Below are 16,162 nucleotides of genomic sequence, written 5' to 3'. Positions count from 1 at the left end.
TCGCGACGGAAATGGAATCGGGTTCGGGTTTGCGTTGTGGCAGGCCCCTGGGCGCGAGCGCGCCTGGAAAGCGCGCCAGCCTACGCCCAGGGGCGCATAAGTCGTAGAAGAACCGATCCGTTGCGTGTCATCCCCACTATCATCGCGCAATGTTGCGCCGTTGGCAAGTCTGGAGCTGCTTTTCTGTCCTAACGCAGCTTTTCGAAAGCGGCGGTGAGGTTCAGTTCAACCTCGTCGGAGATGACCGGAAGCCCGTAGTCGATGCCGAATTCCGATCTTTCGATCAGCGCGCGTCCTTCGAAACCGATGGTCTCGCGCTGGTTCATCGGGTTTGCCCCCGCCCCCGTGAATTCCGCCGCGATCAGCACCGGTCTGGTCACCCCGTTCATGGTGAGATTGCCGAGGATGGTGGCGCTCCTGCCATCGGCATTCGGCGTCACCCGCGTGGATATGAATCGCGCGGGTGCGGGCGAGGCGCCGAAAAAGTCCGGCTCCGCACCGTCTTTGCCCGGCCGCAGCAGGTGATCGCGCAGCCCTTCGCTGGTCACCGTGACGGCATCGAGAGGGATCGTGATATCCACCCGCGCAGACGCCAGATTGGCAGGGTCGATCGTGAGCGATCCCCGCATATCGCCGAACAGGCCAAAATAATCGTTGAAGCCGAAATGATTGACGCGCCAGCCGACCAGCGTGTGACTGGAGTCGACCTGATAAGTGCCGCCGGACACGCGCGACGGATCGACCACACCGGGCAGTTCGCCCGATTGCTGCGCGTTGAGGCCGACGGCGCCAACCGTCAGGGCGAGGGCAGCCAGGCCTGTGCTGATGATCCTGTTCATGAAATGCTCCGCTTCTGCAAATTAATGTAATGCTTCCCGTGCGATCCTATCCGCATCGTGTGCCCGTGATTGCACCGCTTGCGTCCAGCATCACGTTCAGGCGATCGGCATCCAGATCGTCCGTCGTGGCTTCACCCGGTCCGACCCAGCGCACCGTCGTGATCGGTGCCACTTCGGACAACAGGCGGCCGCGTGTTTCCGCATCGGCCATATCGCCGACGAAAACCTGCGCGATGTCCGCATTGCAATCGCTGCGCGCCGCAGGATCGGGCGCTACCTCGGGGATCTGTCGCGCGGAATCCGGATAGGGCACCGCCTCCGGCTGATCGGCCCGCGCGGCGATCATATCCGTGGGCGGCACATCCTCCGCCTCGGTAGTGTCGCCGCATCCGGCGATCATCAGACCGGAGGCAAGCGCCGCCAGTGTCATCCTGTGCATGGTGATCCCTTTCGCCTGTCTTTGGTCAACGCTGCCGCAGCGATTCAGTTGCGCTCCTTGTCCACCAGCTTGTTGGCCGTGATCCAGGGCATCATCGCACGCAGATCTGCGCCCGTTTTCTCGATGGGATGAGCGCTCTGCAATTTGCGCCGCGCCTTCATCTCGGGGTTGCCCATCCGATTGTCGGTGATGAAGCGCTGGACGAATTTGCCGGTCTGGATATCGTCCAGCACGCGCTTCATCTCGGCCTTGGTCTCGTCCGTTATGATGCGCGGGCCGGTGTGATAATCGCCATATTCGGCCGTGTTGCTGATGGAATAGCGCATGTTGGCGATGCCGCCTTCATAGAGCAGGTCGACGATCAGCTTGGTTTCGTGCAGGCATTCGAAATAGGCCATTTCGGGCGCGTAGCCTGCTTCCACCAAAGTCTCGAAACCGGCCATGATCAGGTGCGTGATGCCGCCGCACAGCACCGCCTGTTCGCCGAACAGGTCGGTTTCGCATTCTTCCTTGAAATTGGTCTCGATGATGCCCGACCGGCCGCCCCCGACCCCGCTGGCATAGGCCAGCGCGATATCATGCGCGTTGCCGCTGGCGTCCTGGTCCACGGCGATCAGGCAGGGCACGCCGCCGCCGCGCTGATATTCGCTGCGCACGGTATGGCCGGGGCCTTTCGGCGCGATCATGATGACATCGATATCGTCAGTCGGCTCGATCAGGCCGAAATGGATGTTGAGCCCATGCGCGAAGGCGAGGGCCGCGCCGGGCTTCATGTGGCCCTTCAGATCGTCGTTCCATATCTGCGCCTGGTTTTCGTCCGGCGCCAGCATCATGACGATGTCGGCCCATTCGGCCGCCTTTCGATTGGTCATCACCCTGAAGCCGGCTTCTTCCGCCTTCTTCGCCGACGCGCTTCCTTCACGAAGCGCGATCGCGACCTCGCCGACGCCGGAATCGCGCAGGTTCTGTGCGTGAGCGTGACCCTGACTGCCGTAACCGAGCAACGCGATCTTCTTGTCCGCAATCAGGTTGAGATCGCAATCGGCGTCGTAATAGACCTTCATATTTCCCCTTTCCATGCACCCGCCAACGCAGGCGCAGAATGCTTCTGAATCAGAATTTTTCCATGCCGCGCATCATGCCCACGATACCCGTGCGGCCAATCTCGACCAGCCCGAGTTCGCGCATCAGAGCGACGAAACTGTCGATCTTCGCAGGTGCGCCGGTCAGTTCGAAGATGAAGCTCGTCCTCGTCGTATCCACGGCGCGCGCGCGGAAGATGTCGGCCAGGCGCAATGCCTCCACCCGTTTCTCACCTTCGCCGGTCACCTTGACGAGGGCGAGCTCCCTTTCGACATGCGGGCCTTCCTCGGTCAGATCCACCACGTTGTGAACGGGTATCAGCCGTTCGAGCTGGGCGCGAATCTGGTCAATGACGGGAGGCGGACCCTTGGTGACGATGGTGATCCGGCTGATCGCGTGATCTTCGCTGATGTCGGCAACGGTCAGGCTGTCGATATTATACCCGCGCGCCGTGAACATGCCGGCTATTCGGGCCAGGATGCCGGCTTCGTTATCGACGGTGACGATCAGCACATGGCGTTCGGTGGTCTGCGGCTGGATATGCATCAGACCAGCGCCTTGGCCGCATCGTCGAGATTGGCGGCGATCTCGTCGCCATACATCAGCATGTCGGTATGCGCCGCGCCGCTGGGGATCATGGGATAGCAATTGGCATCCTTCGACACGCGGCAATCCACCAGCACCGGCCCGTCATGCGCCAGCATGGCGTCGATGCCCCCATCCAGCTCGCTCTCGTCGTGGATACGGATACCCTTCCAGCCGTAGGCTTCCGCCAAGGCGACGAAATCGGGCAGACTGTCGGAATAGGAATTGGAATAGCGGCTTTCATAGGTCAGTTCCTGCCATTGACGGACCATGCCCATGAATTCGTTATTGAGGATGAACAGCTTGATCGGCAGCCGGTACTGGCTGGCGGTGCCGAGTTCCTGGATGTTCATCTGGATGCTTGCTTCGCCCGCTATGTCGATGACCAGCGTATCGGGATTGCCGAGCTGCGCGCCGATCGCGGCGGGCAGGCCATAGCCCATGGTGCCGAGCCCCCCGCTGGTGAGCCATTTATTGGGCTGGAAGAAATGGAAATATTGCGCCGCCCACATCTGGTGCTGGCCGACCTCGGTCGTGACGATCGGGTCGAGATGACGCGATTTCTCGAACAGGCGGGTGACCGCCTTCTGCGGCATCAGCGCCCGCCCATCCTCGGGAAAGGCAAGGCAGTCCCGCGCGCGCCAGCCGGCAATACGCGCCTTGAATTCGCTGAGGTCCTGCGGCTTCGTATCTCCCCAGCGTTCGAGCAATTGCGCCAGAATTTCGGCGCAGTCGCCGACGATCGGAAGATCGACGGGCACGGTCTTGTTGATCGACGCGCGGTCGATATCGATGTGGATCTTCGTCGAACCCGGTGAGAACGCATCGAGGCGGCCCGTCACCCGGTCGTCGAAGCGCGCACCGATGCAGACCATCAGGTCGCAGCGGTTCATCGCCATGTTTGCCTCATAGGTGCCGTGCATCCCCAGCATTCCCAGCCAGGCGGCATCGTCGGCGGGAAATGCGCCGAGGCCCATCAGGGTGGAGGTAACGGGCGCGCCGGTCAGCCCCTGCAACTGGCGCAGCAACCGGCTGGCGCGCGGCCCTGAATTGATCACCCCGCCGCCGGTGTAGAACACCGGAGCCTCGGCCGTGGCCAGCAGTTCCACCGCGCGGGCGATCGCTTCTTCCGTGCCGCGCATTTGCGGGGCGTAGCGCCGCGTGCTGGGCGGAGCCTTCGCCTGGCTGGAGCAGCCTTCGTCACCTGCGGTGAAGATGGCAGTGGCGATCTGCACATCCTTCGGAATGTCGATCAGGACAGGGCCGGGGCGGCCGCTGGTGGCGATGCGGAATGCCTCGTCGATCGTCGCTGCCAGACTGGCGGGATCCTGCACGAGGTAATTGTGCTTGGTGCAATGCCGGGTGATGCCGACGGTGTCCGCTTCCTGGAATGCATCGCTGCCGATCAGAGTGGTTGGAACCTGGCCGGTGATGATGACCAGCGGAATGGAATCCATATAGGCATCGGCGATGCCCGTCACGGCATTCGTCGCACCCGGCCCCGACGTTACCAGAACCACGCCGGGTCGGCCGGTCGACCGGGCATAGCCCTCGGCCGCATGGGCAGCGCCGGCTTCGTGCCGAGCGAGGATATGGCGCAGACGCTCATCTTCATAGAGTTCGTCATAGATCGGCAGCACCGCGCCGCCGGGATAACCGAAGACGAATTCCACACCCTGCCGCACCAGGCATTCGACCAGGATGGACGCTCCGCTTCGTTCCTCGCTCACAATGTCCCTTTCGGCGATTCGCAATTCGGGTTTTTACCGGACCGGCCCGATACGTGGGGGAACGTACCGGGCCGGAGATGAAGGTTGCAACCGGCCATGGTTATGCCGGCGAGTAGCTTACCTACTGCTTAGATTATTGCGTGTCAACCTCATTACGGGTAACATTCTTTCCGCAAGGAAGGGCGCCAACCCTCTGCCGCAGCTCAGCCTTGGCCATTCAGCCGGCGGTTGCCGGTTGAACCATGTGAACTGCCGCTTCGCGTAGTTGCGGGTCGCCTGCTGCCCTCTGGCAATCATTTCGTCCTCCGTGGCCTCGCCGGCAAGGAAGGCTGCAATTTCCGGAACGCCAATGGCGCGCATGACCGGAAGCGCCAGATCGAGATTGCGGGCAAGCAGCGCACGGACCTCGTCCACGGCGCCCCGGTCGATCATCTTGCGGAAGCGCATATCGCAGCGGCGGTAGAGTTCCTCCCGCTCCGGCAGCAACAGGGCCGGGTGCAGCGAAACAGTATCGCCAATGCCGCCCGATTTTTCCTTCTGCCAGTCGGCAAGCGGGCGGCCCGTCGCGCGCACCACCTCCAGCGCACGCATGGTGCGGCCGGTGTCACCCGGTGCCAGCCATTCCGCAGCCTTGCCATCCTCGCTTTCAAGGGCGAGGCGCGCCTCCGCCCCGGACAGCGCGCGCACCCCTTCGCGTATTTCGTCGGCGATGGGCGGCACGGGCGCGATGCCGTCGAGCAGCACACGCATATACATGCCGGTGCCGCCGCACAGGATCGGGATGCCGCCTTCCTGATGCAGCCGGGCAATCTCCACCTTCGCCGCTTCGGCCCAATCGGCGGCAGAGCAGGGGGTGGCCCCGTCCCATGTGCCATACAGCAGGTGCTCCACCCCGCGCATGTCCCGCGGCCCGGGCCTCGCGCTGATGATGCGAAGGTCGCCATAGACCTGCGCGCTGTCGGCGTTGATCACCGACGCTCTCATTCCAGCCCGACCCAGCGACAGCGCCAGATCGACGGCTGAATCGCTCTTGCCGCTGGCGGTCGGCCCTGCGATGAGCGCCAGCGGCGGTTTCGCGCCATTTTCAGGAGAGACCATCTTGCCCATCGCCCGGTTGATAGCAGACCCGCTGACATTGGAAATGCGCCTTGACCGTGCCAGTGCGGCCCTGTCCGAAGCCGGGATGCCGGTCGCCGTGGCGCAGATGCTCGATTTCTGTGGTGACGTTCTGCAGATCGCCCTGCCGCATGGCGATCCGGCGCAGTTTCGCGCCATATTGGACGCGCATTTCGCTCCGGCCGACATGCTGGTGGCGCCCGGCGATATTCGCGAGCCGCAATTGTTCGTGTCCGACATGGATTCGACGATGATCGGGCAGGAATGCATCGACGAACTGGCCGATTTCGCCGGGTTGAAGCCGCAGATATCCGCGATCACGGAACGCGCGATGCAGGGGGGACTCGACTTCGAATCGGCATTGAGGGAACGGGTCGGCCTGCTTGAAGGGCTGGAGGAGGATGCGGTTCGCCAGTGTCTGGAAGAACGCATCTCCGCGACGCCCGGCGCCCGAACGCTGGTCGCCACGCTGAAGGCACGGGGATGTCACACGGTGCTGGTTACCGGCGGGTTTCATCATTTTGCCGATCCGGTGGCGGAGCGGCTCGGCTTCGACCGCGTTGTAGGTAACCGGCTCGCCATACGGGACGGTCGGCTGACGGGCGCGCTGGAGGGGGTGATCGTCGACGGGGATGCGAAGCGCCGCGTGCTTCTGGAGGAGATGGAACGCCTCGGATCCAAGGCCGTGAGCATGGCTGCGGGCGACGGGGCTAACGATGTGGCGATGATCGAGGCTGCGACTCACGGGATGGCCTATCGGGCGAAGCCCGCCCTGCGCGAAAAAGCCGACGGCTGGATCGAACGCGGCGATTGTACCGCGATCCTGAAGCTGCTGGAGATCCCGCGCGAGGAATGGGTGAGCAATTGACGGGGCTGGCAACCCGCGACATCCATGCTATATTGACATGAATGTTAGTAAGGGATGCGCCATGACCGATCACACCGCCATTCACGACAGCCCTGTGTCCCGTGCGGAATGCGCCCGCGACGGTACCCTTCTGGTGCATCCCGACCGTCCGAAGACGCGCAAGCGCCCGCTGAAGGCGCTTCACCACTTCCGCGAATTGTTGAAGGACAAGGAAAACACGGCGCATGTCTTCCATATCTTCGAAGCCCTGCCGTCCAGCAAGTTCATGCCGGCAGCCCGCGCCTTCGCGCTGAGCGACCATGGCGAGCAGATGCGCGTGCATGAACGCAATCTGCCGGCCCTGCTGGACGATCACGACGCCTTGCGGAATATGCCGAAGGGCAGCGTTGCCGACGCCTATGTCACCTTCATGGAGCGCGAGGGGCTGAGCGCGGCGGGCCTGGTGGCCGAAGCCGACAAATGCCGGGGCGACCGCCCGCGCTACGGCGATCTGGCCGAATGGTATGGCGACCGGCGGCGGGACACGCATGATCTGCTGCACATCCTTACCGGCTATGGCCGCGATGCCCTGGGCGAACAATGCGTGCTGGCCTTCACCTATGAACAGAACGGCGGAAAGGCCAATCTGTTCATCGCCTATGCCGGGGCGCTGAATTTACGCGGCCAGATCGAGAGTGAAGCGCCGGTGCTGAAGGCGGTGCGCGAAGCCCAGCTTGCCGGGCGCAAATGCCCGCGCATAGCCGATCTGTCGATCATGGAACTGCTAGCGAAACCGCTGGATGACGCGCGCCGCGAGTTGAACATCGACCCGCCCGTACGCTACCGCGAATGCCACCGCATCTGGCAGGGGGAAAGTATCGATCCTTACGATCTGCTGGGCAAGGAAGCCGCGAAGGAACCTGCCTGACCCCGGGCCTGCGCTGCGCTAGACGTCCATCCAGTCGCGGACGAAGCTCTCATGAGCCTCGCGCAGGGCGGCAAGGCTGACGGAGCAGCGGATTGCGTCGGTGCTGTTAGCGTCATTGCCGGAGCGGGTCAGGGTAATGGCATCACCGCCGGTCGTGCCCAGCCGTTCACAAGTCAGGCCTGCTTCGGCCGCCGCCATTCCCACGGTGTCGCTCGTTCCGCGCGGCACGGTGACGACGTAAACACCCTGTGTTTCGGCAAAGAATGCACGACCATCGCTGTCCGGATCCGCCTCTAGCGCGGCACCAATGCGCCCGGCGAGTGCCATTTCGGCAAGCGTGACGACCAACCCGCCATCGCTGACATCGTGGACGGCAGTTACCTTGCGATCCTGGATAAGCTTGCGTACGACTTCGCCGACTTGCCGCTCGTGATCGAGATCGACGGGGGGCGGCGCACCGGCCTTTTTTCCTGCCACTTCGCGCAGCCAGACGGACTGGCCGATCGCAGCATCCGTGGCAGAATTCTGCCGCCCGAGAACCAGAATCTCCTCGCCTTCCGCCTTGAAGCCCAAGGTCATCATCGCGCCATGATCCTCGATGATCCCGACGCCGCCAATGGCCGGTGTGGGCAGAATTGCGCTGCCACCGCCGGTTGCCTTGCTTTCATTGTAGAGCGACACGTTTCCGCTCACGATGGGGAAGTCCAGCGCGCGGCAGGCGTCTCCCATCCCCTGCAGGCAGCCGACGAATTGCGCCATGATTTCAGGCCGCTGCGGATTGCCGAAATTGAGGCAGTTGGTCACGGCCAGCGGCCTTGCACCGACAGCGCAGAGATTGCGCCAGGCTTCGGCGATGGCCTGCTTGCCGCCTTCATGAGGATCGGCATAGCAATAGCGCGGGGTGCAGTCCGTCGTCATGGCCAGCGCCTTGCGCGTTCCATGCACCCTGACCACGGCGGCATCGCCGCCCGTCTGCAAAGTATCGGCACCCACCTGGCTGTCATATTGCTGGCTGATCCAGCGGCGGGAGGCGAGGGCAGGGCTGGCCATCAGCTTGAGCAGATCGGCACCGATATCGGTCACCTCCGGCAGATCGCCAAGCGGTTCGATCTTCGCCCATTGCGCATATTCCTCGCGCGACAGGAAGGGCCGTTCGTATTCGGGCGCCTTTTCAGCCAGCGGGCCGAGCGGGATGTCGCAGACCGTTTCGCCGCCGAACACCAGTTCCATGCGCTGCGTATCGGTGACCTGACCGATGATGGCGAAATCCAGCTCCCATTTGCGGAAGATCGCCTCCGCCTCGGCCTCGCGGCCCGGCTTCAGCACCATCAACATGCGTTCCTGGCTTTCGGACAGCATCATTTCATAAGGCGTCATGCCCTCTTCGCGGCAGGGCACCTGGTCCATGTCGAGCCGGATGCCGGTCCTGCCGCCGGTCGCCATTTCGACGCTGGAGGAGGTCAGGCCCGCAGCGCCCATGTCCTGGATCGCGACAATCGCATCGGTCGCCATCAGTTCGAGGCAGGCTTCGATCAGCAGCTTCTCGACAAAGGGGTCGCCGACCTGAACGGTGGGGCGCTTTTCCTCGATATCGTCGCCAAAATCGGCGCTGGCCATGGTGGCACCGTGAATACCGTCTCGCCCGGTTTTCGACCCCACATAGACGATGGGATTGCCCACGCCCGTCGCTGCGGAATAGAAGATCCGGTCCTGGTCGGCGACGCCGACCGTCATCGCGTTCACCAATATATTGCCGTCGTAAGCGGCATCGAAATTGGTTTCGCCGCCGACCGTCGGCACGCCGACGCAATTTCCGTAGCCGCCGATGCCGGCGACGACGCCTTGCACCAGATGCTTCATCTTGGGGTGATCGGGCCTGCCGAAGCGCAGGGCGTTGAGGTTCGCCACCGGACGCGCGCCCATCGTGAATACGTCGCGCAGGATGCCGCCGACGCCGGTGGCCGCGCCCTGATAGGGTTCGATATAGCTGGGGTGGTTGTGGCTTTCCATCTTGAAGATCGCCGCCAGCTTGCGCCCGTCGGGTGCTTCGCCGATGTCGATCACGCCCGCGTTTTCGCCCGGTCCGCAGATCACCCAGGGGGCCTCTGTCGGCAGCTTCTTCAGGTGGAAGCGGCTCGACTTGTAGCTGCAATGTTCCGACCACATGACCGAGAAGATGCCGAGTTCGAGCAGGTTCGGCTCGCGCCCGAGGGCTTCCAGAACGCGGGCGTATTCTTCGGGAGTGAAGCCGTGAGCTTCGACGGTATCGGGCGTGATTTCGGACATGCCTGCGCCTTTAGCGGTGCACCGCGCCAGCCGCTAGTCCCCTTTGCCGCGCCATGCATCTCGCCACTCACGCTTGACCCGCTGCCATGCCGGCGGCAATGCAGACAGCATGGCAGAGGCTTCCGAAATTTCGAAATTGAGCTTCGAGGACGCCTTGCGCGCGCTCGAGGATGTCGTCCGCAAGCTGGAGGGCGGCGAGGTACCGCTCGACAGCTCGATCGACCTCTATGAACGGGGCGAAAAGCTGCGGCTGCATTGCCAGGCGCGGCTGGACGCGGCGCAGGCAAGGATCGAGAAGATCGTCGCCGGACCGGACGGCAGGGCGCGCGATACGCAGCCCTTCGACGCGGCGGACTGAATTGACTATCGTGCGCGACAGATCCGCACTCCTGAAAGACGGTCTGGCCCGCATCCAGGGAGAGGTGGACGCCTGTTTCGATGCGCTGCTGCCCATGCCCGACGACACGCGCAGACGGCTGGTCGAGGCGATGCGCTATGCCGCGATCGGCGGGGGCAAGCGGGTGCGCCCGCTGCTGCTGAGCGCCACCGCCCGTCTTTTCGGCGCGGACCGGCAGGCGGCCGTGCGTGCCGGCTGCGCGGTGGAATCCATTCACGTCTATTCGCTGATCCATGACGATCTGCCGTGCATGGATGACGATGCGCTCCGCCATGGCAAACCCACGCTGCACCGCAAATTCGACGAGGCGACGGCGGTGCTCGCGGGCGATTCGCTGCATGCCCTGGCGTTCGAGATTCTCTCCATGCCAGAGATTTCGGGCGCTCCGGACGTGCGGGCCGACCTCGTCGCCACGCTGGCGGGGGCCAGCGGCATGCATGGCATGGCCGGCGGCCAGATGATGGATATCGTGGTCGGCCAATCGCAATATGATCTGCCGGCAATCACGCGCCTGCAACAATTGAAGACCGGCGCGCTGCTGGCGGCGGCGGTGGAGATGGGCGCAATTCTCGGACGCGCGCATGAGGACAGCCGGGCGCCCTTGCGCTTCTATTCGCGCGATATCGGCCTTGCATTCCAGATCGCCGACGATCTGCTCGATCATCAGGGCGACGAGGCGAAGGCCGGCAAGGCATTGCGCAAGGACGACGCGCAGGGCAAGCAGACCTTCGTTTCCCTCATGGGTGCCGACGCCGCGCGCGCGCAGGCAAGGGCGCTGATCGACCAGGCGGTGGGCCACCTCGATCAGTTCGGTGCGGAAGCGGATATGCTGCGCGAACTCGCCCGGTTTATCGTGGAAAGGGACAGGTAAGGCGCATGGCTGAACGCATCGGCATCTATCCGGGTACATTCGATCCCATCACGCTCGGCCATGCCGACATCATCCGGCGCGGGGCAAAGCTGGTGGACCGGCTTATCATCGGTGTGACCACCAACCCGTCCAAGAACCCGATGTTCACACCGGAAGAACGCATGGCGATGGTCCGGCGCGAGGTGGAGGATTACGGCATCGGCAATGTGTCGGTCACCGGCTTCAACGCCCTGCTGATGAAATTCGCCGAAAAGCAGAACGCCAGCGTCATCGTGCGCGGGCTGCGCGCCGTCGCCGATTTCGAATATGAGTATCAGATGGCCGGCATGAACCAGCAGATCAACGACAATATCGAGACGGTGTTTCTCATGGCCGACGTATCGCTGCAGCCGATCGCCTCGCGACTGGTGAAGGAGATCGCTTTGTTCGGCGGCGATATCGCTCCGTTCGTCAGCGCGGCGGTGCGGTCCGACATGGTCGCGCGGGTCGAGACCTTGGGCCGCCTCGGCGATTACTGATCCTGCTGCCGACGCCGATGCCGATGCCGCCAGCGCTCCGGAGCGCATCATTCATTGAACGGTCAGGCCCGAAAGGGTAATCGCCGCCTTCGTTCCGACATTCCCATTCGCATCCATCGACGGATTATTCATGATCAAACGCCTGATTGCCGCCGGCGCGCTCGCCTCGCTGATGCTGGTGCCCGCCATGCCTGCCGCCGCGCAGGACCAGGCCGAGGCGCAGCGCCGCATCTATGCGCCGATCGATTACGACACCGCGGCTGATCTGGAGAACATTCTCTATCTCGACCTGTCGAACGGGCAGCGTGTCGCGATCCGGCTGATGGAAGACTGGGCACCGAACCATGTCGCCCGTATCAAGACCCTGGCGCGGCAGGGATTTTACGATGGCAATGTCTTCCACCGCGTGATCGACGGTTTCATGGCGCAGACGGGCGATCCAACGGGCACCGGGCAGGGCGGATCGCAGCTGCCGGACCTTGAGCAAGAGTTCAATCCGATGCCGCACCTGCGCGGCACCGTCGCCATGGCGCGCGCTCAGGACGAGGACAGTGCCAACAGCCAGTTCTTCATCGTGTTCTATCCCCGCTTCACTCTCGACAGGAAATATACCAATTTCGGCCGGGTAATCTCCGGCATGGAGGCGGTGGATGCCATCGAACGCGGCGAACCGCCTGCAAACCCCACGCGTATCCTGCAGGCGAGCATTGCCGCCGACAATCGCCCCGTTCCCACGGGCGAACAGGAAGTGCCGAAGTATGACGGCGTCACGATCGATCAGTTGAACGCGCCGATCTCCGAATAGGGCGGGTCACCGCCGTTCGTGCGGGCTTTCCATGTCGCCGCACCCGCTCTAGATGCCGCGGGATGCGCGTTGATCTTTTCGATTTCGAGCTTCCTCCGGAGAACATCGCCCTTCGCCCGGCGGTGCCGCGCGATGCGGCGCGCATGCTGGTCGTCGGCGGCGATGAAGGGTTTGCGGATCGCACGGTCGGCGACCTTCCCGACCAGCTTCGTGCTGGCGACATACTCGTCTTCAACGACACCCGCGTGATCCCCGCGCAATTGCAGGGGCGGCGCGGCGATGCAAAGATCGGCGCGACCTTGCACAAGCGCATCGACCTGCGCCGCTGGCAGGCCTTCGTCAGGAACGGCAAGCGCCTGCGCGCCGGCGACCGGATCGATTTCCCGAACGACGTCAGTGCAGTAGCCGAGGCGCGGCTGGCGGATGGCAGCTGGACTCTTGCATTCGCAGGCGGGGAGCCGGTCGAGGTGCTGCTGCAACGCGCCGGCACGATGCCGCTGCCGCCCTATATCGCGAGCAGGCGCGCGACCGACGAACGCGATGTCGAGGATTACCAGACGATGTTCGCGGCGCAGGACGGTGCCGTGGCCGCACCGACCGCCGCCCTCCATTTCACGCCTGCGCTTGTAAGCGCGCTCCATGAGGCCGGTGTCGGTTCCGAGACGCTGACGCTGCATGTGGGGGCGGGTACATTTCTGCCGGTCAAGGCAGAGGATACGGCGGATCACGCGATGCATGCAGAATGGGGCCGGATCGACGCAGCGGCGGCAGAGCGGCTGAACGATGCGCGGCGCAGCGGACTCCGCGTGATCGCCGTAGGCACGACGAGCCTGCGCCTGCTGGAAAGCGCGGCCGATGAGGATGGCACGATCCGGCCATTCGAGGGCGACACGTCCATATTCATCACGCCGGGCTACAGTTTCCGCGCGATCGACGGGCTGATGACCAATTTTCATCTGCCCCGCAGCACCCTGTTCATGCTGGTCAGCGCGCTGATGGGCCGCGAGGTGATGCAGGCCGCCTATGGCCACGCCATTGCCGAAGGTTACAGGTTCTATTCCTATGGCGATGCCTCTTTGCTGCTGCCGCGAAAGGCGAATTGAATGAGCGACGTGATCCTCGACATCCGGAACCTGACGAAAATCTACCCGGGCGGGCTGAAGGCGCTGGACGATGTCGATCTGCAGATCCGCCGCGGCGAAATTTTTGCGCTGCTGGGGCCGAACGGTGCTGGCAAGACGACCCTGATCGGTGCGGTCTGCGGGTTGGTCCGGCCAGGTTCCGGCACCATCCATGCTTTCGGTCACGACATGCTGCGCGACTGGCGCAAGGTGCGGGGGCGGGTCGGGCTGGTCCCGCAGGAACTGTCGACCGACATGTTCGAACCGGTAGGGCGCGCCGTCGCCTTCTCGCGCGGATTGTTCGGCCGCCCGGCAGATCCTGCCCGGATCGAGGAGGTTCTCCGATCGCTCAGCCTGTGGGATAAACGGGACGAGCAGATCCGCAATCTCTCAGGCGGAATGAAGCGCCGAGTGCTGATCGCCAAGGCACTGGCGCATGACCCCGATTTGCTGTTCCTGGACGAACCCACCGCCGGCGTCGACGTGGAATTGCGGCGCGACATGTGGCGGCAGATCGGCGTGCTGCGCGGGCAGGGCGTGACCGTGATCCTGACCACGCATTATATAGAAGAGGCCGAGGAGATGGCCGACCGGGTCGGCATTATTCGCGGCGGCAGGCTGCTGATGGTGGATGACAAACAGGCGATGATGGCCCGCCTGGGACGGACGGAGGCGCATATCACCCTGTGCGATCCTCCCGCCGTCCTCCCGCCTGAAATCACCCGCTACCCGGTAAGGCTGGAAGGGAACGACCTGTGCTATCGCGGCGGCGACGGGAGCGGGCTGGGCAAGTCGGAAGTGGCCGATCTGACCAAGGCGCTGATCGCCTCCGGCATCGACTACACCGCAATCGAGATCCGCGAATCCTCGCTGGAAGACATTTTCGTCGATTTGCTGGAGAAGCAGGCATGAGCGCCTTCAACTATCGCGGCGCCTGGGCGATCTACACCCGCGAATTGATGCGGGCGATGCGGACGGCGTTCCAGTCGATCCTTGCGCCCGTTCTCACCACCTCGCTTTATTTCATCGTGTTCGGCGCGGCAATCGGCGGGCGCATGGATGCGGTGGACGGCGTGGCTTACGGCGCGTTCATCGTGCCGGGTCTGCTGCTGCTCACCCTGCTCAGCGAGAGCACCAGCAATGCCAGCTTCGGCATCTACATGCCGCGTTTCACCGGCACGATCTACGAACTGCTTTCCGCCCCCGTGGGTACGGCGGAAACCCTGGCCGGGTTCGTGGGCGCGGCGGCCACGAAGTCGCTGGTGCTGGCAGCGATCATCCTCGTCACCGCGACCTTCTTCGTGGATTACCGCATCGAATATCCGGTGCTGGCGGCGCTGTATATCATGCTGGTCGCATCGGCTTTCTCGCTGTTCGGTTTCATCCTGGGGATATGGGCCGACAATTTCGAGAAGCTGGGCATCGTGCCCATGCTGATCCTGATGCCGCTGACATTCCTTGGCGGCACCTTTTATTCCATCGACATGCTGCCCGACCCATGGCGCGCCGTCGCCTTCGCCAATCCCATCGTCTATCTGGTGAACGGGCTGCGCTGGACATTCTACGGATCGTCGGATGTCGATATCTGGCTATCCTTCGGCCTGACTCTCGGCTTCATGCTGGCCTGCGTCACCGCCATCGCCATCATCTTCCGCACGGGATGGCGCCTCAGGACGTGAACCAGCCCCAGATCAGCCGCCCGGTGAGGCCGAGCGAGGCGACGATCATCAGCGGCCGGATCAGGCGGGCACCGTGCCGCATCGCCACGCGCGATCCGATGAACCCGCCCAGCATCGCGCCCGCCGCCATGCACAGGCCGAGCAGCCAGACCATCTTGCCGCCGAGTGCGAAGACGATGACGGATGCCCAGTTTGTGGCCATGTTGAACAGCTTGGCATTGGCCGTCGCGCGGGTCAGTCCGTAGCCGCGCAGCCCGACAAGGCTGGCGCTGAAGAACTGCCCGGTGCCGGGTCCGAAGAAACCGTCGTAGAAGCCTATGCCGCCCGCCACCGGCGCATATCCGGCGCGCCCGATGCGCTGTTCCGCATCATCATCGGTCATGCGGGGCGAAAAGATGACATAGGCAGCCAGTGCGAGAAGGAAGCCCGGCACGATATAGGTGAGGATGCGGGCCGGGATCAGCTGCACCAGCACCGCGCCCGCCGCGGCCATGACGAAGGCCAGCGCCACCAGCGCGCGGTTCTCCCTGAAATGGACGAGACCACCCCTGTAGTAAGTGCGGCAGGCCATCGTCGTACCGAAGACGGATTGCAGCTTGTTGGTGCCCAGCGCCAGATGCGGCGGGAGACCTGCGGCAAGCAGCGACGGCATCATGATCAGGCCTCCGCCGCCCGCGATGGAATCCACGATCCCGGTCAGGATCGCAACGGCGGCCAGGGTGGGGAACAGCCAGGCCTCGGGGGAGTATGTCGCGATTTCGGCCATTTCCATCATCGCCGCGCTATTGCGGGTGATGCCTGCTTTGTCGAGCGCGCGAACAGGCTCCGCGCAATTCGTGCAAGTGCCGCAGGTCGCTACAGCAGCCCCGTGTGTCGGCGGATCGTCGCATAAGGACAGATTCCGGATCATGCCTCAAA

The 16,162-nt window shown here is 63.7% G+C and carries 17 protein-coding genes; 9 read left to right on the top strand and 8 right to left on the bottom strand.

Annotation, left to right across the window (positions count from 1 at the left end; genetic code table 11):
* Positions 1-188: 188 nt before the first annotated feature.
* The 6 genes from HG250_RS10575 to miaA form a co-directional block, all read right to left on the bottom strand.
* Positions 189-839 (bottom strand): YceI family protein, encoded by a 651-nt coding sequence (locus HG250_RS10575; protein WP_170005285.1) that lies wholly within the window; start codon positions 837-839, stop codon positions 189-191.
* A 46-nt stretch (positions 840-885) separates the two neighbouring features.
* The gene (locus HG250_RS10570; RefSeq protein WP_170005284.1) at positions 886-1,278 is read right to left on the bottom strand and encodes an I78 family peptidase inhibitor; all 393 of its coding nucleotides are present in this window, start codon (positions 1,276-1,278) and stop codon (positions 886-888) included.
* A 44-nt stretch (positions 1,279-1,322) separates the two neighbouring features.
* A complete protein-coding gene (gene ilvC / locus HG250_RS10565) occupies positions 1,323-2,342 on the bottom strand; it encodes a ketol-acid reductoisomerase (protein WP_170005339.1) in 1,020 nt (339 codons plus the stop codon).
* Positions 2,343-2,391: 49 nt separating this feature from the next.
* The gene (gene ilvN / locus HG250_RS10560) at positions 2,392-2,907 is read right to left on the bottom strand and encodes an acetolactate synthase small subunit (RefSeq protein ID WP_170005283.1); all 516 of its coding nucleotides are present in this window, start codon (positions 2,905-2,907) and stop codon (positions 2,392-2,394) included.
* Entirely contained in the window at positions 2,907-4,676 is a 1,770-nt protein-coding gene (ilvB, locus tag HG250_RS10555) for a biosynthetic-type acetolactate synthase large subunit (RefSeq protein WP_170005282.1), read from the bottom strand. The genes ilvN and ilvB overlap by 1 nt, the downstream gene beginning before the upstream one ends.
* Before the next feature lie 117 nt (positions 4,677-4,793).
* Positions 4,794-5,783 (bottom strand): tRNA (adenosine(37)-N6)-dimethylallyltransferase MiaA, encoded by a 990-nt coding sequence (gene miaA / locus HG250_RS10550; RefSeq protein WP_170005281.1) that lies wholly within the window; start codon positions 5,781-5,783, stop codon positions 4,794-4,796.
* Positions 5,784-5,817: 34 nt separating this feature from the next.
* Between miaA and serB the strand changes: the two genes are divergently transcribed.
* Together serB and HG250_RS10540 are read left to right on the top strand one after the other, a co-directional pair.
* The gene (serB, locus tag HG250_RS10545) at positions 5,818-6,660 is read left to right on the top strand and encodes a phosphoserine phosphatase SerB (RefSeq protein WP_205763613.1); all 843 of its coding nucleotides are present in this window, start codon (positions 5,818-5,820) and stop codon (positions 6,658-6,660) included.
* Between the two features lie 61 nt (positions 6,661-6,721).
* The gene (locus tag HG250_RS10540; RefSeq protein ID WP_170005279.1) at positions 6,722-7,567 is read left to right on the top strand and encodes a Coq4 family protein; all 846 of its coding nucleotides are present in this window, start codon (positions 6,722-6,724) and stop codon (positions 7,565-7,567) included.
* Positions 7,568-7,585: 18 nt separating this feature from the next.
* On the opposite strand, the gene purL is transcribed toward HG250_RS10540, so the two are convergent.
* Positions 7,586-9,853, bottom strand: coding sequence for a phosphoribosylformylglycinamidine synthase subunit PurL (gene purL / locus HG250_RS10535; RefSeq protein WP_170005278.1), 2,268 nt, complete (start codon positions 9,851-9,853; stop codon positions 7,586-7,588).
* Between the two features lie 109 nt (positions 9,854-9,962).
* On the opposite strand from purL, the gene HG250_RS10530 reads away from it, so the two are divergent.
* The 7 genes from HG250_RS10530 (at position 9,963) to HG250_RS10500 (ending at position 15,244) form a co-directional block, all read left to right on the top strand.
* On the top strand, positions 9,963-10,211 hold the full coding sequence (locus HG250_RS10530; RefSeq protein ID WP_170005277.1) for an exodeoxyribonuclease VII small subunit: 249 nt from the start codon (positions 9,963-9,965) through the stop codon (positions 10,209-10,211).
* 1 nt (position 10,212) lies between these two features.
* Positions 10,213-11,121 (top strand): polyprenyl synthetase family protein, encoded by a 909-nt coding sequence (locus HG250_RS10525; RefSeq protein WP_420821327.1) that lies wholly within the window; start codon positions 10,213-10,215, stop codon positions 11,119-11,121.
* A 5-nt stretch (positions 11,122-11,126) separates the two neighbouring features.
* Positions 11,127-11,639: a pantetheine-phosphate adenylyltransferase gene (gene coaD / locus HG250_RS10520; RefSeq protein WP_170005276.1), complete on the top strand. Its 513-nt coding sequence runs from the start codon at positions 11,127-11,129 to the stop codon at positions 11,637-11,639.
* A gap of 130 nt (positions 11,640-11,769) precedes the next feature.
* Entirely contained in the window at positions 11,770-12,444 is a 675-nt protein-coding gene (locus HG250_RS10515; RefSeq protein WP_170005275.1) for a peptidylprolyl isomerase, read from the top strand.
* Positions 12,445-12,506: 62 nt separating this feature from the next.
* Entirely contained in the window at positions 12,507-13,547 is a 1,041-nt protein-coding gene (gene queA, locus HG250_RS10510; protein ID WP_170005274.1) for a tRNA preQ1(34) S-adenosylmethionine ribosyltransferase-isomerase QueA, read from the top strand.
* The gene (locus HG250_RS10505) at positions 13,548-14,477 is read left to right on the top strand and encodes an ABC transporter ATP-binding protein (protein WP_170005273.1); all 930 of its coding nucleotides are present in this window, start codon (positions 13,548-13,550) and stop codon (positions 14,475-14,477) included. It begins immediately after the preceding gene.
* On the top strand, positions 14,474-15,244 hold the full coding sequence (locus HG250_RS10500) for an ABC transporter permease (RefSeq protein ID WP_170005272.1): 771 nt from the start codon (positions 14,474-14,476) through the stop codon (positions 15,242-15,244). The genes HG250_RS10505 and HG250_RS10500 overlap by 4 nt, the downstream gene beginning before the upstream one ends.
* Here HG250_RS10500 and HG250_RS10495 read toward each other — a convergent pair.
* On the bottom strand, positions 15,234-16,154 hold the full coding sequence (locus tag HG250_RS10495) for a TSUP family transporter (RefSeq protein ID WP_240957067.1): 921 nt from the start codon (positions 16,152-16,154) through the stop codon (positions 15,234-15,236). The two genes, HG250_RS10500 and HG250_RS10495, sit on opposite strands and share 11 nt — an antisense overlap.
* Positions 16,155-16,162: the final 8 nt, after the last annotated feature.

The organism is Pseudopontixanthobacter vadosimaris, assembly GCF_012979275.1.
In the GTDB taxonomy this organism is placed as follows: Bacteria; Pseudomonadota; Alphaproteobacteria; order Sphingomonadales; family Sphingomonadaceae; genus Pseudopontixanthobacter; species Pseudopontixanthobacter vadosimaris.
This window is presented reverse-complemented; position numbering and strand designations above follow the sequence as displayed.

What these genes read in the sequence shown, in the direction of transcription:
- HG250_RS10575 (WP_170005285.1), bottom strand. Translation starts at nt 839, where the DNA reads ATGAACAGGATCATCAGCACAGGCCTGGCTGCCCTCGCCCTGACGGTT.
- HG250_RS10570 (WP_170005284.1), bottom strand. Translation starts at nt 1,278, where the DNA reads ATGCACAGGATGACACTGGCGGCGCTTGCCTCCGGTCTGATGATCGCC.
- ilvC (WP_170005339.1), bottom strand. Translation starts at nt 2,342, where the DNA reads ATGAAGGTCTATTACGACGCCGATTGCGATCTCAACCTGATTGCGGAC.
- ilvN (WP_170005283.1), bottom strand. Translation starts at nt 2,907, where the DNA reads ATGCATATCCAGCCGCAGACCACCGAACGCCATGTGCTGATCGTCACC.
- miaA (WP_170005281.1), bottom strand. Translation starts at nt 5,783, where the DNA reads ATGGGCAAGATGGTCTCTCCTGAAAATGGCGCGAAACCGCCGCTGGCG.
- serB (WP_205763613.1), top strand. Translation starts at nt 5,818, where the DNA reads ATGCGCCTTGACCGTGCCAGTGCGGCCCTGTCCGAAGCCGGGATGCCG.
- HG250_RS10540 (WP_170005279.1), top strand. Translation starts at nt 6,722, where the DNA reads ATGACCGATCACACCGCCATTCACGACAGCCCTGTGTCCCGTGCGGAA.
- purL (WP_170005278.1), bottom strand. Translation starts at nt 9,853, where the DNA reads ATGTCCGAAATCACGCCCGATACCGTCGAAGCTCACGGCTTCACTCCC.
- HG250_RS10530 (WP_170005277.1), top strand. Translation starts at nt 9,963, where the DNA reads ATGGCAGAGGCTTCCGAAATTTCGAAATTGAGCTTCGAGGACGCCTTG.
- coaD (WP_170005276.1), top strand. Translation starts at nt 11,127, where the DNA reads ATGGCTGAACGCATCGGCATCTATCCGGGTACATTCGATCCCATCACG.
- HG250_RS10515 (WP_170005275.1), top strand. Translation starts at nt 11,770, where the DNA reads ATGATCAAACGCCTGATTGCCGCCGGCGCGCTCGCCTCGCTGATGCTG.
- queA (WP_170005274.1), top strand. Translation starts at nt 12,507, where the DNA reads ATGCGCGTTGATCTTTTCGATTTCGAGCTTCCTCCGGAGAACATCGCC.
- HG250_RS10505 (WP_170005273.1), top strand. Translation starts at nt 13,548, where the DNA reads ATGAGCGACGTGATCCTCGACATCCGGAACCTGACGAAAATCTACCCG.
- HG250_RS10500 (WP_170005272.1), top strand. Translation starts at nt 14,474, where the DNA reads ATGAGCGCCTTCAACTATCGCGGCGCCTGGGCGATCTACACCCGCGAA.
- HG250_RS10495 (WP_240957067.1), bottom strand. Translation starts at nt 16,154, where the DNA reads ATGATCCGGAATCTGTCCTTATGCGACGATCCGCCGACACACGGGGCT.